The organism is Buchnera aphidicola (Macrosiphum gaurae), assembly GCF_005080965.1.
GTDB lineage: Bacteria > Pseudomonadota > Gammaproteobacteria > Enterobacterales > Enterobacteriaceae > Buchnera > Buchnera aphidicola_S.
Map to the genome: position 1 here is coordinate 68,933 of NZ_CP034867.1, position 22,111 is coordinate 91,043.

The window sequence follows — 22,111 nt, forward strand, 5'->3', positions numbered from 1 at the left end:
TAATATACTCTTACATCTTAATTATTTGTAAAATTTTTTACTAAATTAAGTACTTCTTTAGTAGTAGGTAATTCTAATGCTTTTTGTGCTAATTTTTGAGCATCAGAAAAAGATGTTTTACGAATAATTTTTTTAACTTTAGGGATACTTATCGAACTCATGCTGAATTCATCTAATCCCATTCCTAATAAAAGAATAGTAGCACGTTCATCTCCTGCGAGCTCTCCGCACATGCCGGTCCATTTTTTATTTGAATGTGAAACATCGATAACTTGTTTAATTAATTTTAAAACAGATGGGTTCATAGGGTTATAAAGGTGTGAAATTAAATCATTTCCTCTATCAACAGCTAAAGTATATTGTGTTAAATCGTTAGTGCCAATACTAAAAAAATCTACTTCTTTTATTAAATGTTCAGCTATTATCGCTGATGCTGGGGTTTCGATCATAATACCAATTTCAATATTTTCATCAAACGCTATGTTATTATTATGTAGTTGAATTTGAAGTTTTTTAATTTCGGATTTTAAAAATCTGATTTCTTCTACAGATATTATCATAGGAAACAAGATACATATTTTACCAAATGCAGAAGCTTTAAGAATAGCATTTAACTGTGTGTGCAATATTTCCTTACGATCCATTGAAATACGTATAGCACGCCATCCGAGAAATGGATTTTCTTCTTTTGGCAAATTCATATAAGGAAGATCTTTATCTCCACCGATATCCATCGTCCTAATAATGACAGATTTATTTTTCATTGATTCTGCAATTTGTTTATATGCTTGAAATTGTTCATTTTCAGTAGGTAAAGCATTTCTGCCCATAAATAAAAATTCAGTTCGATATAGACCAATACATTCTGCACCATTTTTTTTTGCAGAATCAATATCTTTCAGACTTCCAATATTAGAACCAATTTTAATAGTATGTCCGTCAATAGTTGTGGCATGTAAACTTTTTAAAACTATTAATTTATTTTTTTTTAAAATATAATTCTTTTTTATTTCTTTTTTTTGATTAATTAATTGATTAGATGGATTTATAAAAATTTGATTATTAATAGAATCTAAAATAATATAATCATTATTTTTTGCTATTTTTGTAATATTTCCAGTTCCTACAATTGCAGGAATTTCTAATGATCTTGCCATAATTGATGTGTGTGATGTTTTACCTCCTAAATCAGTAATAAATCCTAAAATGTATTTTAGATTTATTTGCGCTGTTTCCGAAGGAGTTAAGTCTTTTGCAATTAAAATTACTTCGCTATTTATATTATTCAAATCAACAATATTAAGATTTAGTATATTTTTTAATAAGCGGTTTCCAATATCTCTTACATCTATCGCTCTATTTTTTAAATATTCATCTTTCAGTTCTTCGAGAGCTTTTGCTTGTCCTTCAATGATTAATTCAGTAGCTGCTGCAGCAGATATATTTTTTTCTTTGATCAGATTAATTACTTCTTTTTCTAATTCTTCATCTTCAAGGAGCATAATATGTCCTTCAAAGATACTTTCTTTTTTTTCTCCAAATGTTTCTCTTGTTTTGATTTTTATTTCTGTTAGCTGTTGTATTGATTTTTTTCTGCCTTCAAAAAATCTTTTTATTTCTTTTTCAATATTTTTAATAGTAATTACTTTCCGGTTAATAACAATTTCTTCTTCTTTTAATAAAAGAGCTGTTCCAAAAGCTATACCCGGTGATGCTAAAATGCCTGAAATCATAACATTACCTTTAATAATAAAGTTTATCTATTTAGAGATGGAAATATGACGTGTCAGGCGAATATATTTTTTTATAAAATAATCAGAAGTTATTTTTTTATAACTTCTAATTTTTTAGGAAAATTAAAAATTGTTTCATTAATGGCAATTTATTCTAATTCTGTCATTATTATAGATAAATGTTCAATTGCTTGTTTTTCATCTTCTCCTTCAGCGGATAGTGTAATTAAACTTCCTCGGATTAAACCTAGTGTTTGAATTTTGAACAAACTTTTTGCATTGACTGATTTGCCATTATAAATAATAGAAATCTCGGAAGTAAATTTTTTTGCTTCTTTTACAAACTGAGCTGCAGGACGAGTGTGTAAACCATGCGGAGCGGTTATTTTGACTTGATTTTGAAACATTTTTTTTCCTTAATGAAATTGTATTAATATGATATTTTAATAAATCTTTGGAAGATTTTTTTATTTTGTGTTTTGAACTATTAGAATACAAGCTCTACAATAAAAACAAGATTTTTGAAAGTTTTTTATTGCGGAAATTGTATTTTAATGATTTTCTCTATAGATTGGAAAATAATTCTGTACTCAAATAACGTTCTCCTGAAGAAGGTAAAATAACAACTATTGTCTTATCTAAAAATTTTTTTTGTTTTTGTATTTCAGTTGCTGCATATAGTGCAGCACCAGAAGAAATTCCTGCTAATATCCCTTCTTTTTTCATTAGTTTTTGAGCCATAAGTATTGCTTTTTCGCTAGAAACAGTAATTACTTGGTCAATTAACGTCAAGTCTAAATTTTTAGGAATAAATCCAGGCCCAATGCCTTGAATTTTATGTGGTCCAGGTTTTATTTCTTTTCCTGCTAAAAATTGTGTAATTACAGCTGATTCTGAAGGTTCAACAGCTACACTAATGAAGTCTTTTTTTCTTTTTGTTTTTTTGATATATCTTGTAATGCCAGTAATAGTTCCTCCAGTTCCTACTGCTGAAATTAATACATCTAAATTACCATTTTTAGTATCATTCCAAATTTCTGGACCAGTAGTTATCTCATGAATTTCGGGATTAGCTGGATTTTCAAATTGTTTTAATAAAAAATATTTACTTGAGTTACATGATACAATATCATTAGCTTTAGAAATAGCTCCCTTCATTCCATATTTTCCATCTGTTAATATTAATTTTGCGCCTAAAGCTTGTAATAGTTTTTTCCTCTCAATAGACATTGTATCAGGCATGGTTAAAGTTAATCGATAATTTCTAGAAGCAGCAACATAAGCTAATGCTATTCCTGTATTACCACTAGTTGCCTCTATTAATTCGATATTTTTATTTATTTTTTTATTTTTTTCTGCACTCCATATCATGTTAGCACCAATCCTGCATTTAACACTAAAACTTGGATTTCTAGATTCTATTTTTACTAAAATATTTCCATGTCCAATTTTTTTTAAACGAACTAGAGGTGTATTACCAATCGTGAAAGAATTATCTTCATATATTTTACTCATTTTCCCTCTTTTTTGAAATTTTTTCCTGTATTATAAAATCTAAATAATATTCAATGAAATATTGTTCATGTGTTTTAAAAGTATTTTTTTATTATACTTATTTGTAACAATTATTAAAAAATTCTACTATTAATATTATAAATATAAATTATATAATAAAAAATTTTTTAAAATAGTAATATTATTCATTTATAAAATTTGAGTAAGTTTAAAACTTATCTTCTTTTATGGTAATTATATATATAATAAATTTATGACATCAACTAAAAACAAAATTGATAAATTACGAAAAAATATCTTAAAATATGAATACTTTTATCACACATTGGATGAATCAATTGTTTCTGATGCAGAATATGATTATTTGTTACATCAATTGTACAATTTAGAATTAAAAAATAAAGAACTCATTACTTCTGATTCACCTACGCAAAAAATAGGAGCAAATTTATTAAGTAAATTCAAAAAAATAAAACATTTTTTTCCTATGTTATCGTTAGAAAATACATTTGATATCAATGGATATTTGACTTTTGAAAAAAGAATTAAAAAGTTAATCAATATTGACGTAGCAGTGTCTCTTTGTTGCGAATTAAAAATAGATGGAATAGCTATTAGTATAATTTATGAAGAAGGGATTCTTGTTCAGGCAGCAACTCGAGGTGATGGTTTTCAAGGAGAGAATGTTACTGCTAATGCTCGAATGATAGAATCAATCCCATTAAATTTGAAAGGAGTTGATATACCTAAAAGGTTAGAAGTTCGAGGTGAAGTATTTATGTTAAAATCTGATTTTATAAAATTAAATCAAAACAATAAAATGAATCAAAATAAAATTTTTTCTAATCCTCGAAATGCAGCTGCAGGTTCACTACGTCATATTAATCCGAAAATAACAGCTAAAAGAAAATTAAGATTTTCATGTTACGGGTGTTATTTTTTTAAAGAAAACAATGAAGAATTGACGACTCATTATAAACGATTGATGAGATGTTCATCTTGGGGATTGCCTGTTAATAAAGATATTTTACTCTGTTCAAATTATATAGAAGTTATCGAATATTATAAAAAATTTGAAAAAAAAAGAAAATCTCTTGAATTTGATATAGATGGAATTGTAATTAAGGTAAATTCAATAGAATTACAAAATAAATTAGGTTTTAATACAAAATCGCCCAGATGGGCTATAGCATTTAAATTTTTTTCTGCAGAAAGAATTACGATATTAAATGATGTTAAATTTCAAGTTGGTAGAACAGGATCGATTACACCTGTAGCTTATTTTGATCCTGTTTATATATCTGGAGTTATGATTAGTAAGGCTTCATTACATAATAAGAGCGAAATTGAAAGACTTGATTTACATGCTCATGATTCTGTAATAATTTGTCGTTCTGGCGATGTTATACCAAGAGTATTAGGTGTTATTCAAACAATACGCTGTAAGAATGCAAAAAAAATTGTTTTCCCTAAATTTTGTCCAGTATGTAATACACAATTACTAGAAAATATTGAAGAAAAAATAATTCGCTGTCATGCTGGACTGACATGTGATGCTCAGAAACAAAAATCATTACATCATTTTTTTTCAAAGAAATCTTTGTATGTAATTGGCTTAGGTCCAAAAATTATTAACGAATTAATACAAAAAGGATTAGTTAAAAATCCAATAGATTTTTTTTATCTTAAAAATATTGATTTAACTAAATTGAAAAATGTAGGAAATAAGAAAAGTATAAATATTATTAATTCTATTAATAAATGTAAACAAACTACTTTTAAACGTTTTATTTATGCTTTAGGAATACCTGGTGTGGGAGATACTGTTTCTGAAAAAATAGCTAATTATTTTACAAAATTAGATGAATTAATAAATGCTGATATTTTAAAATTAAATGATATAGATGGGGTGGGAAAAGTTATTTCAAATAATATATTCAACTATTTTTCTATCATTTCAAATCGTAATATGGTTAATGAATTAATTATAAAAGTAGGAATTTTTTGGAATAATCAAGATCGATATGAACTCAATAATATAAAAAAAACATATTTTTTTCATAAAAAAATTGTTTTAACAGGAGTTTTCAAATCTTTTTCGAGAATGGAACTGAAAAGAATTTTAATAAATTTAGGTGCAAAAATTCTAAATAACATTTCTCAAAAAACAGATTGTTTAATTTATGGTAAAAATTTCGGATCTAAATTTTTTAAAGCTAAAAATTTAAATATTAGAATGATTAATGAAGAAGAATTAGAATCTTTGATTCTAATTGAAAAGAACTAAATTTTTGGGTCGTGCAGGATTTGAACCTGCGACCAATTGATTAAAAGTCAACTGCTCTACCGACTGAGCTAACGACCCTTTAAAGATTTTTAAATAATTTTTGATGGGTGATGACGGACTTGAACCGCCGACTTCCTCCGTGTAAAGGAGGAGCTCTACCAACTGAGCTAATCACCCTTTTACAAATCTATATATATATATTGTAAAGCCAGAAGAAATAGAGTCAATCTTTTTTTAAAAAATAACATTTGTTCGCTGAAAATTTAATCATATTGATTAAATTATAATCTATTTTAAAAAAAATCAGAAATACTTATATTAAAATGATATTTATATGATTTATTGATAATTTCTAAATTAATATTTTTTAAGGAATATATGAAAGTAAAAACTCGTTTTGCACCTAGTCCCACTGGAAATTTACATATTGGAAGTATTCGTACTGCTTTATATTCTTGGTTATTTGCAAGACATCATGGTGGAAAGTTTGTACTTCGTATAGAAGATACTGATCTTTCACGTTCGAAATCAATTTCTATCAACTCTATTATCAATGGATTAAAATGGTTGGGATTAAATTGGGACGAAGGTCCTTATTTTCAAACTGAACGATTAAATAGATATAAAGAAGTTATTAACTTTCTTTTAGAAAAAAGAGATGCATATATCTGTATTTGTTCGCCTCAAGAATTAGAAGAAATACGAATAAAACAAATTAGAAAAGGTAATAAACCACGTTATCCTGGGACTTGTAGAAATTTACAAATTAAAAAAAGATTAAATAAAAATTATGTAATACGTTTTAAAAACCCTTTGTTTGGTGAGATAGAATTTCAAGATAAAATAAGAGGAAAAATCATTTTCAATAATGCAGAATTAGATGATCTAGTGATTCAACGTAGTAATGGAATGCCTACTTATAATTTTTGCGTTGTTGTAGATGATTTAGATATGAAAATTACTCATATTATTCGTGGAGAAGATCATATTAATAACACACCTCGTCAAATTAATATTTTACACTCTTTAGGAGGTAAAATACCTGTTTATGCACATTTGTCAATGATTTTAGATGAAGAAGGCCATAAAATTTCTAAAAGAAAAAATGCTATCAATATAATAGACTATCATAAAAATGGTTTTTTACCAGAAGCACTTTTAAATTACATAATACGATTAGGTTGGTCTTATGGTGATAAAGAAATATTTGATATATCAGAAATGAAAGAATTATTTAATTTAAAATTTATCAGTAAGTCGCCTAGTAAGATCAATATGAATAAACTTTTATGGTTAAATAAGTATTATATTAACAATTTATCATTAAATTATATTTCTAATCTTCTTAAAAATTATATGAAAAATCAAAACATTAATATAAAGAATGGTCCTGATTTAGAATCTGTAGTAAAAATATTAAGAAGTCGTTTTAATACTTTAAAAGAAATAACAGAATCTTGCCGATATTTTTATGAAGAATTTGATTTTTTTAATAAACTAGCAGTAGAGAAATATTTCACAACAGAAAGTGTTTACACTTTAGAAGAATTGTATAAAAGAATGAAGAACTTATCCGTTTGGGATAATTATAATATATTGACAATAATTAATAATGTATCCAAAGATCTTACAGTAAAAACTAAAGTAGTTAACATGGTATTACGTATTTCTATGACAGGAAATATGTATTCACCTAGCATAAGTTCGATAATTAATTTAATTGGTCGAGAAAAATCTTTATCAAGGATTAAAAAAGCAATCAATTATATTAAGAGTTTATAGATAATAGTGTTTTTAAAGCTGCTTTTATTTTAGTAAGCATAAAAATTAAAGCATGAAAATTATTTATAAAAAATTTGACACATATAATTTTTAGTCAGATTATATTTAGGTTTTTAGAAAATATATTTTTGAATATTTATTTTTAATATTATTTATAAAAATAAATTGACAGGATTCATGTGTTTTTATATTGTAATATTTTGGGGCTATAGCTCATTTGGTAGAGCGCTTGCATGGCATGCAAGATGTGAGCGGTTCGATTCCGCTTAGCTCCATTAAAATTAATATTATAAATCTAAAATTTTATAAAAATACAGAAGAATACTTTATTTAACGAATTACTTTGAGATTTTTTTGACACTGTGCTAAATGTTTTTCAGCACAGTAAATTTTATAAATTAAATTTGTTGACTCATTATTTCTTGATAAGCCGAAACAATTTTATTTCTTATTTGAATTGCCATTTGTATAGAAATAGAAGATTTTTCTAAATTTATCATTACATCGTTTAAAGATATTCCTGATTCATTCAGTATGAATTTTTCAGAATCAATTTTTGCACGATTTTGAGTCTGGCTGATTTCTCCTAATGCTACTTTTACATAGTCTATAAACTTGTCATTTTCTTTTTTTTGCGTTTTTGTATTTGTATCCAATAAATCGATTTTTGTATTAATATTTTGATGATTGATATTATCAATAAACATGATCTTCCTCATTATAATAGTTTTATATTTTTTAGATTTTTAAAATATTATCATATCTTTTATCAAGATAAAAATACTATCATAGTATAAAAGATAGGAATATTAATAAAAAATTAATATTATATTTTAATTCAACAACAATTTAATAGGAAATTTTTTTATTTTATACTAATTAGTGAGATTTTAAATTCTCACTGAATTATAGCTAGGACTAATTTAGATAGGAAGATTTCATGAATTTCAGCACTATAGAAGATGCAGTTTTAAAAGAGAAAAAAAAATTTAATAATTTTTTGCCTCATTTTTTAAAAAATTCTCGTGTTTTAATTATTTTATTAACAGCTGCAGTTGTTACTGCTGTTTCTGTTTCAATATGGATTAAATCTCCCGAGTATCAAGTTTTATATAATCATTTGTCTAATGAAGATGGTGGAGCTATCATTAATGAATTAAATCAAATGAAAATTCCCTATCAATTTACTGACTTATCAGGTCAAATATCAGTTCCAAAAGATAAAGTTTATGAAATTCGTTTACGTTTAGCAGAAAATAATCTTCCTAGAGGTGGCGGTGTTGGGTTTGAACTATTAGATAAAGAAAAATTTGGAGTAAGTCAATTTAATGAACAAATCAATTATCAGCGTGCTTTAGAAGGAGAATTAGCTCGAACTATACAAAGGATTAATTCTGTAAAAAGTGCTCGAATACATATAGCATTTCCTAAATCATCATTATTTTTACAACAAGATAAAAACAAATCATCAGCTTCTGTAGTATTAGAGCTGCAGCCAGGACAAACATTAGATAGAGAACAAATTAATGCCATATTGCATCTAGTATCAAGCAGTATATCTAATCTTTTAGTAGAAAATATTACTATTGTAGATCAATTTGGAAAATTATTAAATCAAACCTCTTTGGAATATGATCAAGTTAATGATTCACAATTTAAATATTCTAAAGATATTGAAACTCGCTATAAAAATAGAATAAAAGATATTTTAGAACCATTAGTAGGAGTTGGTAATATTTATGCGGAAGTAACTGCACAGATAGATTTTAATGCACAAGAAAAAACACAGGAAAAATATTCACCGAATACTAATCGCAAAAACCAATCAATAAGATCTCATCAAATAAGTATTCATGATGAAATAGAAAAGCAAACCATTAAATCAGATATACCGAATGCTTTATCTAATAATAATATTTATTTTAATGAGAACAAGCGAAATAATAAAGATTTAAAAAAATCAAATTCTATAAAAAATACTCAAAATTCAGAAGATAATAACACCCCTATTAATAGCAATATTAATCGTGATAATACTATAAATTATGAATTAAATCATAGCGTATCACATACTAAAATGAATATAGGAGAAATTAAAAGATTATCCGTAGCAGTGATAGTTAATTTCACTGAAGACAAGAATGGAAAATTAGTACCCTTAACTATAGAAAAAACAAGAAATATTGAGAAATTAATACGAGAAGCTATAGGATACTCTAAATCTCGAGGAGATACTATTCATCTTGTAAATGCATCATTTGCCAAACATAATCAAAAAAAACCAATTCAAATACATCATTTAAAAACATTTGAACCATCTAATTTTTTATTTATTATTGCGCCATGGTTTTTTTGTTTTTTATTTGTTTTCTTTTTATTAAAAAAATATATTTGTCCTTTTTCAAAAAGTAATACTTTTGAAAACGCATTGATCATGAAAGATAAAAAAAGTGTAGAAACAAATAATATTTTAGAGAAAAATATTACGCAAGTAGATATTCAAAAAAACGTAAATGTAGATAAATTAATCCATCAAATTTGTAATATATCTAATCAGAATCCACGTACTATAGCGTTGATTATTCGTCAATGGATGAGTGATAAAATATGATCTTAAATGGTACTGAAAAAAGTGCATTGTTATTAATAGCAATAGGTTCTGATCAAGCAGGAGAAATATTAAAACATTTAACTCCTTTTGAAGTGCAAGAACTAATTAATGCTATGGTGAATATTAAAAGAGTTTCTACTAAAAAATTAAATGAAATACTCTTAGAGTGTTACGATATCGCAATAAAAAACAATGCTTTAAATTGTAATAACAGTGACGAATATCTTATCAACATGTTAAGTAAAGCATTAGGAGAAAAAAAAGGAAATTCTTTAGTAAAAGAAGCATTAGAAATCCGCAATGCTAAAATATGTATTAAAGCGTTGAATTATATGAAAGCTGAACAAGTAGCTTTTTTGTTAGATAATGAACATCCGCAAATTGTTACTACAATACTTGTATATTTAAATAAAAATCAATCAGCCCAAATTCTTTCCTTTCTTAGTAACAAAAAACGAGCTGAAATTATATTAAGAATTATAGATTTTCGTGGTATCGAGGAATCTTGTTTAGTTGAATTAACTAAAGTTGTTAATAATTTATTGCTAAATAAAAAATTAATTTTATCAGAAAAAGGAGGTATAAAAGTTGCTGCTGAAATTTTGAATTCAATGAAAATGAAACATGAAAAAGAAACAATAAAAAACATTAGTATAGTTAATAAAGAATTAGCAGGCAGAATTGTTGAAGAAATGTTTTCGTTTGAAAATTTAGTAGAGATAGATGATAAATATATTAAGTTATTAATTGAAAATATAGAAGAAGAAAAGTTGTATATTGCACTTCAAAAAACAAATTCTGCTATTAGAAAAAAGTTTTTTAAAAATATGTCTGATGTAGAATCTAATAAACTATCTTTAAATCTAGAAAAAGAATCTTACATTTCTGATGCTTCTATAAAAAATGAACAAAAATTAATTTTAATAATGATTAAAAGTATTATAGAAAATGGAAAAGTTTCATTAAAAAATTTAAGAGAGCATTATGCCTAATTCGATCTTAGAAAAAAAATGGACGCGATGGTATCCAAAAAAAATATTTTTAAAAAGCATAAAAAAAAATAACAAAGATTTATTATATTCTAATGAATTTAAAAAAGAAGATTTTTTAATAGAGTCTAAGAATCAAAAAAATTTTATTGTAGATGAGAAAGAATTTAAAATAGATTTTAAAAAAACTCAAGCATATGAAATAGGTTTTAAAAAAGGACTCTTACAAGCTCAAGAAGAGAACATTTTATTAAAAAATAAATTAAATAATTTATTTTTAGATTTTGAAAATGCTCTGTCCATATTTGAAAATGCATTATATTCTCAATTATTAAAAACAGTTTTAAAAATTGCATCTTATGTAATTGGTAAAAATATTGACATTGATAAATCAATTTTAATAAATAACATAAAAAAAATTATCAATAAAGACGGTATTTTTTTAAAAAAACCACAACTTATAATTCATCCTAACAACAAAAAATTAATAGAAGAAATTTTTGAAGATTTTTTAAATACTTATAAATGGATATTAGTTTGCGATGATAGTATAGACTTAAATGGTTGTAAAATTAAATCAGAAAATGTTGATATAGATGCTACAATAGATGCTAGATGGCAGGAGTTATGTCGTCTTATTGATTCAGAGGAATATTAATGAATTTAAGATTTACTCAATTTTTAAAAACGTTTTCTTCTTTTGAAAATAGAATTGAGCAGCTTTCTGATATTATTAATTATGGTCGTCTTATTAGTATTAATGGATTGGTTTTAGAAGTTGTAGGATTAAAAATGCCTATTGGTTCAGAATGTTTTATTGAAAGAAAAATAGACGGTAAAAATGCAAATATTAGTGCTGAAGTAATAGGTTTTTCAGAAGAAAAAACTCTGCTGTTATCTTTCGGAGAAATCAATGGTGTCTTTCCTGGTGCTCGCGTTTTTGCAAAATTAGGAAATTATGTAGATTGCATTATAAAAAAAATGCCATTAAGTACAGAATTATTAGGACGGGTATTAGATGGTCGAGGTCAGCCATTAGATCGGCTACCTAAAATTGATCGTAAACATTATACTACGATTAAAAATTATACTATTAATCCATTACATAGAACTCCAATCACTGAAGTTCTAGATACTGGAATACGTGCTATCAACGGACTATTAACTATTGGAAGAGGTCAAAAAATAGGTATTTTTTCTAGTTCTGGTTTAGGTAAAAGTATTTTACTTGGAATGATGGCACGATATACACAAGCTGATGTTATTATTATTGCTTTAATTGGAGAACGAGGTCGAGAAGTAAAAGATTTTATAGAAAATATATTAGGAATTGAAGGATTATCACGATCTGTAGTTATTGCTGCACCTGCAGACGTGTCTCCATTATTAAAAATACAAGCAGCATCTTATGCTACTAATATTGCAGAATATTTTTATAGGAGTAATAAACACGTATTGTTAATCATGGATTCTTTAACTCGTTATGCTATGGCACAACGAGAAATTTTATTGTCTTTAGGAGAATTACCTGTTTCTAAAGGTTATCCATCTTCCATATTTTCAATAATTCCAAATTTGTTAGAACGGACAGGAAGAGCTAATAAAAACAAAGCTTCAATTACTTCATTTTATACCGTTTTAACTGAAGGTGAAGATGAACAAGATCCAGTCTCACATCTTGCTCGTTCTATCTTAGATGGACATATTATATTATCTCGTTATTATGCTGGTTTAGGTCATTATCCTGCCATTGATATTGAATCTTCTGTTAGTCGTGTTATGCCTAATATTGTTAATTCTCAACAGCATTATCAAGCTTTTTATTTCAAAAAATTAGTTTCTTCTTATCAAAGAAATAGAGATTTGATAAATATAGGTGCTTATATTACCGGAACTGATGCAGTCTTAGATCATGCTATTAAAATTTGGCCACAATTAGAAAAATTTTTACAACAAAAAATATCAGAAAAAAGTGATTATTTTCTTTCTTGTCAAGAGTTAAATAAAATATTTCTTTGATTTCTAAATATACTGGATGTTTTGTACTAATGAAATATAAAAAATTTTCATTTTCTTTGTTAGAAGAAATAGAAAAAAAGAAAATTGAAAAAGATACAATTAATATTAAAACTCTTAATTTAAAAAATAAAAAAAATCATGAACAATTAAAAATTTTAATTGATTATCAAAAAGAATATATAAACAAAATACAAAAAAAAATGATGTCAGGAATTGATATATACCAGTGGCAGAACTACAATGATTTTATTTCTATACTGCAAAAAATTATCAAAGAAAATATAAATAACGTTAAAAAAAATGAAAAAATACTTGAAGAAAGTTTAAAAGTATGGTCTAAAAATCAAATTAAACTAAAAGTTTGGAAGCATTTAAATATAATAAATAAAAAAGAAATATTAAAGATGAAAAAAATACGAGAAGAAATAATTAATGAAAATTTTTTGCAATTAAAATTTCTTAAAAAAGGGTAATTATTAGAATGTTAAATATGATTTGCAATATAGCCTCACAGAAAAATATTTCTCTTAACAGAGGTAATAATTTTTTTGATATTGATTATCAATCAAATTTATCAAGATCTGATTTTAATCAATTAAATAAATTTTTATTAACTAAAGAAACAGAATTTAATAATGTTTTAATAGAAGAAAAAAAAGATGATGATGATAAAAGTATTGTATGTGCTAATTTTGTAATTAATAATTTATTAAATACTTTAATTCAAAAAGATGCAGATATTGATTCTAAAAATTTTAATAATATTAAAGATGACGAAAAACAAAAAAAAAAATAAAAAAAGACGAGAATAGTTTATCGAATACTATTAATTTTTTAAAAAATCCAAAATATTTTAAAACAAGAAAAAATAAAGAAAAATTTAAAATGTTAAAAAGAGAAATCTTATCAAATAAACTTATAAAAAATAAAAATGGATATAATCAAAATAATGAACGAAATAATATAAATATAATAAATAATTTATATTTAAAAAAGATAAACAATGGAACTTCTACAAAAAAAATAAAAAATTTTGATATTTATATAAATAAAGTAAATCTTACAAAAGATGAAAAAAAAATAATTTTTCCATTAGATGTAAAAAAAAACAAAAGTATTTCATCTTTATGTAAAAAGATTAATACAATTGATAATATAATTGATAAAAGAAACGTATTAAAAGTTTATGATAAGCAAGAATCTATAGAATTACATAATGAACCATTAATTTTTAATGATACAAAAAATTATATTGAATGGAAGAAATTAATTAGTCAAAAAATACTTTTATCAATTTTTAATAAATACAATCAAGCAGAAATACATTTAAAACCAGAATTTTTAGGTTCTATACATATTATAATTAGTATGAAAAATAATGCTGTCAAATTAAAATTTATTTCTAAATATAATGAAGTAAGAAAATTTTTAGATAGTTATATACCTTTTTTACGTAATTCATTAACGCAAAAAGGAATTAAATTAGAAGAATTTAATATTTACAGTTCTTTTAAAAATAAAAAACTAAAAAATAAAAATATAGATTACATCAATAATTTTAAGAAAAAAAACAATATATATGAAAAAAATTTAACTTTAATAAAATATACACCAATTGATGTATTAGTTTAATAAGAAATATAGAATTTTTATTTTAAAAAGAATAATCATACTGTTCGATATAAAAAATCGAATGTTTCACTTATATTTTAATAACTTTTACCTGTGAGGTATACAAATGGGGAAAAGTAATAATTTACATAATGAACTTAAAAAAAATCATGAGAGAGAAAATTATTTACATAATCACTTAAAAGAACATGAAATTAAAATATTAGAAGATATTAATAATTGTTTTATAAAAAAGTTTATAAAATTTTTTTCTAGTTTTACTCAAAATAGTATTAAGTTAGTTTTTTGTAATACGAAAATAGGATCTTGTAATTCTAATAAAAAAATTATAAAAAATTTAAGATGTCTTAACTTAGTAGAAATATTACCGTATAAATATCAATCTTTTATAATTTTTTCTGATGAATTTTTGTCTATTATCATAGATATTTTATTCGGAGGTGGAGGTGGATTTAAAGATAAAACTAAAAGAATAACAGACATTACATCTACTGAAACTCTTATTAATAAAAAAATTATTGACTTTATCACAACTTCTTTTTCCAAAATTTATAGACAAAATTTTTTGACAGAAATAAATTTTATTAATAAAAAAACATTTTTTGATTTTAAACAATCTAATTTTAATATTAACACAGTATTTTTAATTAATTTTTTTAATTTTAATATTAATAGTACAGAAGTTTTTTTTAATATTTTGATTCCAATATCAATATTCAAACATATAAATGAAAAAATATTTCTTTCAAAAAATAATTATCATAAAAATATATGTATAGAAAAAAATATTGAGAATAAAATTTCTTTGAATGATATACACAACGTTGAACTAAATATTACATCTAAAATAATTGGTATTTCTGTTTCATATAATAAACTTTATAATTTGTCAGTAGGAGATGTGTTATTAATCGAAAAACCTGATAAAATTACAGGATTTATAGAAGATCAAGCTATATTTTGGGGAAGTTATAAAAGATTTAATGAACAATCTATTGTTTTTATAGAAGAGTTTATTAATAATAATTTAGAGTCTAATCAAGATAAGGAACAATCTCATGAGTAATATAGAGAAAAGCTCTAATAATGAAAAATTAATCGATTCTGAGAAAAAAATATTTAAAAGTCAAAAAATTAATAAAAATTTATCATCTAAAAAACAATTAAATAAAAGTATAATAAATGATTCTCAAAATGCAATCGATAGCAAAAACGTTATACTTAATACATTTGTTAACATTACTATTGAATTAGGCAAATCAAAAATAAAAATTAAAGATTTTCTTAGCTTTTCAAAGGGAAGCATGTTAATTTTGGATCAATCAATAACAAAACCATTAAATATTTTTATTAATGGGCATTTATTTGCGTCCGGTGAAATTGTGGTTTTAGAAAAAAAATATGGTCTTCGAATCACAAAAATAAAAAATTCTTTAAAAACTATGAATGTTTTATCTTAAATTTAAATTTTATGAAAAATAATATGTTTTTTCAGTCAATATCAAATACTTTTCAACCGATATTTAATAGTGAGAAATTCTTTCAAATAATTAGTTCGTTGTCCGAAATAATATTACTAATATTATTTTTAAGTTGGATTTTAAAGAAACTTTCTTTTTTTAAAATTAATAACATGACATCTTCTATAAGAATTATAGATAGATTATCCATCGGATCACAAGAATCTATTGTGTTAGTTGAAGTTAAAAGAGTAAGACTGCTATTGGGTGTAACAACAAAAAATATTACTCATTTATATACATTTTCATCTATTTCAAAAGATGAAAAAATAAAAAAAATAGACGATACTTTGTTTCAAAAAAAATCTTTTAATCGTTCTTTAAAAAATTTTTCTAAAATATTCTGGAAAAAAATAATGTTTTATCGAATTATTCCATTTTTATTTTTATTATTACTTTGTCCCACAGTTCGTGCAGAAATACCTGGACTAACAAGTCATGTTTTAGATGATGGCGGACAAACTTGGTCTGTACCAGTACAAACTTTAGTTTTTTTAACATCTCTGACTTTTTTACCAGCATTTCTTTTAATGATGACTAGTTTTACAAGAATTATTATCGTTTTTGGTCTATTGCGAAATGCCTTAGGTACTCCCTACGCACCACCAAATCAAATATTAATTGGTTTAGCACTTTTTTTGACCTTTTTTATAATGTCGCCTACATTTGATAAAATATATCAGGATGCTTACGTACCATTTAGCGAAGAAAAGATGAATATGGAAGATGCTATTTCAAAAGGTTCGATACCGTTAAAAAAATTCATGTTAAATCAAATACGTATTCCTGATTTAGAGTTGTTCTCAAAATTAGCAAATATTTCCTATTATGAAAATAAAAATGATATACCAATGCGTATTTTATTGCCATCATTTATTACAAGTGAATTAAAAACTGCTTTTCAAATTGGATTTACTATTTTTATACCTTTTTTGATTATTGATTTAGTAGTCGCTAGTGTATTAATGGCTCTTGGTATGATGATGGTACCACCTTCAACAATTTCCTTGCCTTTTAAATTAATGTTGTTTGTTCTAGTAGATGGATGGCAATTATTAATTACTTCATTAGCACAAAGTTTTAATACATAAAATCTTTATAAAATATTTTTATATATTATAAATAATTTTAAACTGACTTTTAAAATGGAGATGTTTGTTTATGACATCCGAATATGTAATGGAACTATTTCATAATTCTATGAAAGTTGCATTAATTATTGCGTTGCCATTATTATTGGCGGCTTTAATTAGTGGTTTAGTTATTAGTATATTACAAGCGGCCACACAAGTGAATGAACAAACTTTATCTTTTATTCCTAAAATTATTTCTGTTTTAGGCGTAATAGTAATACTTGGACCTTGGATGTTAGGTATTATGCTGGATTACATGCATAATTTATTTAATAACATACCATTGATTGTAAAATAATGTTAACATTTAATAGTTTGCAGTTGATAACCTTAATCAGTAATTTTTTTTGGCCCATGGTACGAATTTTATCTTTTTTTTCTGCTGCACCTATTTTTAATGATACACTTATCAATAAAAAAAATAAAATTGTTTTATCTGGTATGATTAGCTGGTTAGTTTTTCCTTTTTTGCCTGAAATTCATACAGAATTATTTTCATATTTTGGATTTTTATTGCTTTTACAACAAATATTAATTGGTATTGTTTTAGGTTTTACTGCACAATTATTATTTGTTACAGTAAATTTAGCTGGAGAAATAATAGGATTGCAAATGGGTTTATCATTTGCAACCTTTTTTAATAGTAGTAGTCATATTGGTACTTCCATAATTTCTCGTTTGTTAAATATTTTTTCCTTGTTGTTTTTTCTTGTTTTTAACATTCATCTTTATTTAATTTCCATATTAATTGATAGCTTTTATAGTATGCCAATTGATAGTTATTTTTTAAATGTAAGTATTTTTTTTATTTTACTAAAATTCGTTAGTTGTATTTTTTTAAATAGTATTTTATTTGTTTTGCCAATTATAATAATTTTATTATCAATTAGTTTTGTAATGAGTTTATTAAATCGTTTATCTCCTCAAATATCTATTTTTTCTATTGGTTTCCCATTAAATTTAATAGTAGGGATATTAGTTTTATATTTCTTAGTACCAGTTATGTTGCCTTTTTTAAAAAAAATATTAAATGATTTAACTATTTTTATAAATAATAATTTTTTACATATATAATTTTTATTAATTAATTAAAAAAATAATTAAAAAAATAATTTTATATATTGAGCTAGATATTATTAATTTAAATGTTTAAAAATTCTTGTAAATAAAGTATAATTTTTAAAAAATTATACTTTAGTTTTACTTTAAAAATTAAAATATTTTTTAATAAAAATTAATTATTTTTTATTTAATCTTTGCCTCATTATATAAGACGTGTTTTCTAATAACAGGATCATATTTTTTAAATTTCAATTTATCTGGTGTATTTCTTTTGTTTTTAGTTGTAGTATAATAATGTCCAGTTCCTGCAGATGATATCATTTTTATTTTTTCACGATTTTTTTTAGCCATTAAGTCACCTTTATTTTTTATAGTTTATTTTTTTTATAATTTTTTCAATACCTTGTTTATCAATACAACGCATTCCATTAGTTGAAATACGCAGTTTAATAAATCTTTTTTCATCAGAAATCCAAAATCGATGATATTGAATATTTATTAAAAATTTTCTTTTAGATGCATTCATAGCATGAGAACGATTATTGCCAATCATTCTTTTTTTACCAGTAACTTGACATATACGTGACATAATTTTTTCTCTTAAATTAATCAATTTTATGAATGTTGTTTTATTTATAAAACGGAAAAATATTTTAACATATTATAAAAAACTATAATAGTCGTTTAATTTTTGATATTTTTTATAAAAAAGGATTCAATATATTTTAATAATTAAAATTAATTTTTAATATAGCATATTTTTTTTTTAAAATAATTCAAAAAAACAATATTTAAAGAATAGAAAAATATCGTGTTTTGATTATTTTTAATATAAAATATATTATTTTAAGTATTAGTTGATTTATTATAAATTCATTTTTATATTTATAATTTAATATTTAATCAGGACAATTTTTATGAGTATATATCAGAGATGCTTATCTCAATCTTTGATTTTTTTTTCTGTTTTATTTGTAATTTTTTTGTTATTTATAGAAAGTAATATAGGATTTAAAACATTTTTTAACTTTACTAGTCGTTTTTTTATTGGATTGAAAGCAGAAGAAATATCAGGAAATTGGCGTGATTTTACATTAAAAAATATTAAATATAATGTTTTTGGAATTTCAATGACAGCTAATAGTGTACATGTAGTTTTAGATACTAGATCCTTACTTAAAATTTCAACAATTTTTAAGGAGATTGAAACAAAAAATTTGATTATTTCATTAGAAAATAATGACGTTACTAGTTTTCCAAAAAATAATGTATCCTCCAATATTTTAAAAAATAATATTTTTGTAAAATATCCTATAATTTTTCAAAAAATACATGCAGATAAAATTTCTTTTAAATCACCTGAAGTACAAGTATTTTTTTTAAATGTTTTAAGCAAAATAGAATTGATTGATAATAATGTTATTTTTTCCCCTACTTATATAGATTCCATTCATTTATCCTCTTTATCATTTCCTTTAAAAAAAAAAATATTTTAAAAAAATTAACTTTTGTAAAGAAATTTAATAATACTGAAAAAATATATAATATATTTCAGTCTTTTTTAAATAAAACAAAAAAGATTGTTCCGTTAAATATTAATTTAAAACTTTTAAAATGCCATAGAATAAAATTTATAGATTATAAAAATAATAATATATTTCAAATGGAGTTAAAAGCTAAAATAAAAAATAGCATTTTAAAAATCAAGAATCTAAAAATAGATTCACCTTTTTTTAAAATAAACTCTTATGGAGAAGTATATTTCCACAAAAATCATTCAATTTCATGCTTCCTAAAGACTAAAATAGCAATACTAAGATTATGTAATAGAATAATAAATTTTTCATTTAAATCTAATTTAAATGCATATAATAAACTTACGTTTAAATTAAAAACTGAAGATTTATATAAGATTGAAATTCATGGAAAAGTACTTTTAAATAGTTTGGATTATCCATTTTTGATAAAATTAAAAAGCAAGAATTTATTTTGGTCAATTAAAGAAGATTATACATTAAAAGTAAATAATCTTCATGGTGTGTTAAAAGGAAGAATAAACAATTATTTTTTATCTTTAAAAAATATTGTAACACTACAAGGTTTGCCCTCTATTTTTATTAATTTTCAGGTACAAGGTAATTTTAAGAATATATTTTTAAAAAAAATTAAATTTTTCCCAATAAAACAAACGAAATTTCATAAAAAAATAATTAATACAAAGAATAATATTAAATATTATCAATATATATTGAAATTGATAGGAAAAATTAATATAGCAGGAAAATCTGATAATAATATTTATAATATAGATATTCCTAAAATAAATTTAAATGGCAATATAATGAAAAAAAAATTTTCTATACTAGGTTCTTTATACTATAAGAATTTTAACTGTATAGAAATTCCTAGAATAAATTTATTTTTAGGAAGTAATAAATTACACCTAAAAGGTTCTTTAGGAAAATATTACAATATTTGTTCATCTTTTTATGCTTATAATTTAAATTATTTTTTTCCTGATTTAACTGGTAAAATTAAAGGAAAAGTAAATTTTTATGGTCATGATTTCTTTCCCATCATTACAGGTAAAATTTTAGCTGAGAATTTAGAGTGGAATGACATATATTTAAAAAATATTAAAATACTTACAGAAATGAACATGAACAATACATTTTCAGAAAAAACATTAATCGATGCACAAAAAATTCATTTTAATAATCTTCATATTAATGCTTTACATATCCAAACAGATTCTAATAATGATAAACAGAATTTTTCTTTTTTATTAAAAAGTCATAAATTGTATATAAATTTTATAATAAATGGAGTTTTTAATAAAAAAACAGGAAATTGGTATGGTTTTTTTAAAAAAATGGATGTTCGAACTTTTTGGGGGCGAGTAAATGCAAATAAAAATAGTGTAATTCATTATTATGATTTTAATAATACGAGTAATTTTTACCGAAAAAATATTCAAAAGAAGTGCATTATCTCATCTTTTTTACATAATATAAAGATGTCTCTTTTTAATATATTAAATTCATCCGATTTAAGTTTTAAAAGCGAATTATTTATTAATTCACAATTACAGTGGACATTAGGTAAAAAAATGTCTAATGGAAAAATAATTTTGATAGGTCAGCATATAAAATTAGAAAAAAAAATAAATAAAAAAACTTTGATTGAAAATATAGAGTATTCTAAAATACTTATTAATTTAATAGATAATAACTTTGAAAGTCAATGGATTATAAAAAAGGTAAAAAATTCATTACAAAAAAGAAGTATTATTGGATATTTGAATATTATGGATTGTTACAATAAAAAAAATATGAAAGGTAAATTTACTATATATGATTTTCCTTTTTCTTTTTTAAATTTTTTTACTACGAACTTTAAAGAAGCAAATGGTATTTTCCAGAGCAAAATAAAATTTTTTGGAACTTTGTATCAGCCTAAAGTTTCGGCTGATGTCAGTTTTCAAAATATTTTTATTAAAAGTGATAATATATTAAAGTACATTACTTTATTTTTCCCTTATTTTTCAGGAAAAATAGATTCTATAAAAATTAATCAAGAAATTATAATGGAAAAAGGGAATATATTATTTACATTAAATTCATTTTTAAAAAATCCTTTTAATAAAGAATGGAGACTTACATTTAATAGTAAAAAAATATCAGTTTTAATTTTTCCTAAAATAAAGATAAAATTTTCTTCTCAATTGAATTTACACTATTTATTTGAAAAATATGATCTAATTGGATATATAAAATTTGCTTTATTCTATTTTAAAATCAATGAAAAAAACTTTATTTTTTAATTTGA

General features: G+C 23.3%; 22 protein-coding genes, 3 tRNA genes and 1 pseudogene. 18 read left to right on the plus strand and 8 right to left on the minus strand.

The genetic code is table 11. The features are described from left to right. Window positions 1-17: 17 nt before the first annotated feature. From ptsI to cysK, 3 genes are all read right to left on the minus strand, one after another. Window positions 18-1,733, minus strand: coding sequence for a phosphoenolpyruvate-protein phosphotransferase PtsI (ptsI, locus tag D9V72_RS00320; RefSeq protein WP_158354456.1), 1,716 nt, complete (start codon window positions 1,731-1,733; stop codon window positions 18-20). 149 nt (window positions 1,734-1,882) lie between these two features. Next, window positions 1,883-2,140 carry an HPr family phosphocarrier protein gene (locus D9V72_RS00325; RefSeq protein ID WP_158354457.1) on the minus strand — a complete coding sequence of 86 codons (258 nt, stop codon included), beginning with the start codon at window positions 2,138-2,140 and terminating at the stop codon, window positions 1,883-1,885. 157 nt (window positions 2,141-2,297) lie between these two features. Further along, on the minus strand, window positions 2,298-3,248 hold the full coding sequence (gene cysK / locus D9V72_RS00330; RefSeq protein ID WP_158354459.1) for a cysteine synthase A: 951 nt from the start codon (window positions 3,246-3,248) through the stop codon (window positions 2,298-2,300). Between the two features lie 253 nt (window positions 3,249-3,501). On the opposite strand from cysK, the gene ligA reads away from it, so the two are divergent. Next, entirely contained in the window at window positions 3,502-5,535 is a 2,034-nt protein-coding gene (ligA, locus tag D9V72_RS00335) for an NAD-dependent DNA ligase LigA (protein WP_158354461.1), read from the plus strand. Between the two features lie 5 nt (window positions 5,536-5,540). Here ligA and D9V72_RS00340 read toward each other — a convergent pair. Together D9V72_RS00340 and D9V72_RS00345 are read right to left on the minus strand one after the other, a co-directional pair. Beyond that, a tRNA-Lys gene (locus D9V72_RS00340) sits at window positions 5,541-5,613 on the minus strand. A gap of 26 nt (window positions 5,614-5,639) precedes the next feature. Further along, a tRNA-Val gene (locus D9V72_RS00345) sits at window positions 5,640-5,712 on the minus strand. A gap of 201 nt (window positions 5,713-5,913) precedes the next feature. Here D9V72_RS00345 and gltX point away from each other — a divergent pair. Beyond that, window positions 5,914-7,317 (plus strand): glutamate--tRNA ligase, encoded by a 1,404-nt coding sequence (gltX, locus tag D9V72_RS00350; protein ID WP_158354463.1) that lies wholly within the window; start codon window positions 5,914-5,916, stop codon window positions 7,315-7,317. Between the two features lie 202 nt (window positions 7,318-7,519). Beyond that, a tRNA-Ala gene (locus D9V72_RS00355) sits at window positions 7,520-7,592 on the plus strand. A 123-nt stretch (window positions 7,593-7,715) separates the two neighbouring features. Here the strand turns inward: D9V72_RS00355 and fliE are convergent. Beyond that, on the minus strand, window positions 7,716-8,024 hold the full coding sequence (fliE, locus tag D9V72_RS00360) for a flagellar hook-basal body complex protein FliE (RefSeq protein ID WP_158354465.1): 309 nt from the start codon (window positions 8,022-8,024) through the stop codon (window positions 7,716-7,718). 233 nt (window positions 8,025-8,257) lie between these two features. On the opposite strand from fliE, the gene fliF reads away from it, so the two are divergent. The 13 genes and pseudogenes from fliF (at window position 8,258) to fliR (ending at window position 18,295) form a co-directional block, all read left to right on the plus strand. Then, window positions 8,258-9,928: a flagellar basal-body MS-ring/collar protein FliF gene (gene fliF, locus D9V72_RS00365; RefSeq protein ID WP_158354466.1), complete on the plus strand. Its 1,671-nt coding sequence runs from the start codon at window positions 8,258-8,260 to the stop codon at window positions 9,926-9,928. After that, complete coding sequence (gene fliG / locus D9V72_RS00370; protein ID WP_158354468.1) at window positions 9,925-10,920, plus strand: flagellar motor switch protein FliG; 996 nt, start codon at window positions 9,925-9,927, stop codon at window positions 10,918-10,920. Before fliF ends, fliG begins: the two co-directional genes overlap by 4 nt. Then, window positions 10,913-11,575: a flagellar assembly protein FliH gene (locus tag D9V72_RS00375; protein ID WP_158354470.1), complete on the plus strand. Its 663-nt coding sequence runs from the start codon at window positions 10,913-10,915 to the stop codon at window positions 11,573-11,575. The genes fliG and D9V72_RS00375 overlap by 8 nt, the downstream gene beginning before the upstream one ends. Further along, window positions 11,575-12,936 carry a FliI/YscN family ATPase gene (locus D9V72_RS00380; RefSeq protein WP_158354472.1) on the plus strand — a complete coding sequence of 454 codons (1,362 nt, stop codon included), beginning with the start codon at window positions 11,575-11,577 and terminating at the stop codon, window positions 12,934-12,936. The genes D9V72_RS00375 and D9V72_RS00380 overlap by 1 nt, the downstream gene beginning before the upstream one ends. Window positions 12,937-12,965: 29 nt before the next feature. Further along, a complete protein-coding gene (locus tag D9V72_RS00385) occupies window positions 12,966-13,409 on the plus strand; it encodes a flagellar export protein FliJ (protein ID WP_158354474.1) in 444 nt (147 codons plus the stop codon). A gap of 8 nt (window positions 13,410-13,417) precedes the next feature. After that, complete coding sequence (locus D9V72_RS00390) at window positions 13,418-13,732, plus strand: hypothetical protein (RefSeq protein ID WP_158354476.1); 315 nt, start codon at window positions 13,418-13,420, stop codon at window positions 13,730-13,732. An 89-nt stretch (window positions 13,733-13,821) separates the two neighbouring features. Further along, a complete protein-coding gene (locus tag D9V72_RS00395) occupies window positions 13,822-14,568 on the plus strand; it encodes a flagellar hook-length control protein FliK (protein ID WP_158354478.1) in 747 nt (248 codons plus the stop codon). A 106-nt stretch (window positions 14,569-14,674) separates the two neighbouring features. Next, window positions 14,675-15,634 (plus strand): FliM/FliN family flagellar motor switch protein, encoded by a 960-nt coding sequence (locus tag D9V72_RS00400; protein ID WP_158354480.1) that lies wholly within the window; start codon window positions 14,675-14,677, stop codon window positions 15,632-15,634. Continuing rightward, on the plus strand, window positions 15,627-16,028 hold the full coding sequence (gene fliN, locus D9V72_RS00405) for a flagellar motor switch protein FliN (RefSeq protein WP_158354482.1): 402 nt from the start codon (window positions 15,627-15,629) through the stop codon (window positions 16,026-16,028). Before D9V72_RS00400 ends, fliN begins: the two co-directional genes overlap by 8 nt. 23 nt (window positions 16,029-16,051) lie before the next feature. Then, a pseudogene (fliO, locus tag D9V72_RS03160) lies at window positions 16,052-16,408 on the plus strand (flagellar biosynthetic protein FliO); the annotation flags it as partial. Window positions 16,409-16,444: 36 nt separating this feature from the next. After that, on the plus strand, window positions 16,445-17,179 hold the full coding sequence (gene fliP / locus D9V72_RS03165; protein WP_261979236.1) for a flagellar type III secretion system pore protein FliP: 735 nt from the start codon (window positions 16,445-16,447) through the stop codon (window positions 17,177-17,179). A gap of 70 nt (window positions 17,180-17,249) precedes the next feature. Further along, window positions 17,250-17,519: a flagellar biosynthesis protein FliQ gene (fliQ, locus tag D9V72_RS00415; RefSeq protein WP_158354486.1), complete on the plus strand. Its 270-nt coding sequence runs from the start codon at window positions 17,250-17,252 to the stop codon at window positions 17,517-17,519. Continuing rightward, entirely contained in the window at window positions 17,519-18,295 is a 777-nt protein-coding gene (gene fliR / locus D9V72_RS00420; RefSeq protein ID WP_158354488.1) for a flagellar biosynthetic protein FliR, read from the plus strand. Before fliQ ends, fliR begins: the two co-directional genes overlap by 1 nt. A gap of 171 nt (window positions 18,296-18,466) precedes the next feature. Here the strand turns inward: fliR and rpmG are convergent, their stop codons facing one another. Further along, entirely contained in the window at window positions 18,467-18,634 is a 168-nt protein-coding gene (gene rpmG / locus D9V72_RS00425; protein WP_158354490.1) for a 50S ribosomal protein L33, read from the minus strand. 10 nt (window positions 18,635-18,644) lie between these two features. Next, window positions 18,645-18,872, minus strand: coding sequence for a 50S ribosomal protein L28 (rpmB, locus tag D9V72_RS00430; protein ID WP_158354492.1), 228 nt, complete (start codon window positions 18,870-18,872; stop codon window positions 18,645-18,647). A 328-nt stretch (window positions 18,873-19,200) separates the two neighbouring features. On the opposite strand from rpmB, the gene D9V72_RS03170 reads away from it, so the two are divergent. Both D9V72_RS03170 and D9V72_RS00435 read left to right on the plus strand, forming a co-directional pair. After that, window positions 19,201-19,779: a hypothetical protein gene (locus tag D9V72_RS03170; RefSeq protein ID WP_261979222.1), complete on the plus strand. Its 579-nt coding sequence runs from the start codon at window positions 19,201-19,203 to the stop codon at window positions 19,777-19,779. Window positions 19,780-19,946: 167 nt separating this feature from the next. Next, entirely contained in the window at window positions 19,947-22,106 is a 2,160-nt protein-coding gene (locus tag D9V72_RS00435; protein ID WP_261979223.1) for a translocation/assembly module TamB, read from the plus strand. Window positions 22,107-22,111: the final 5 nt, after the last annotated feature.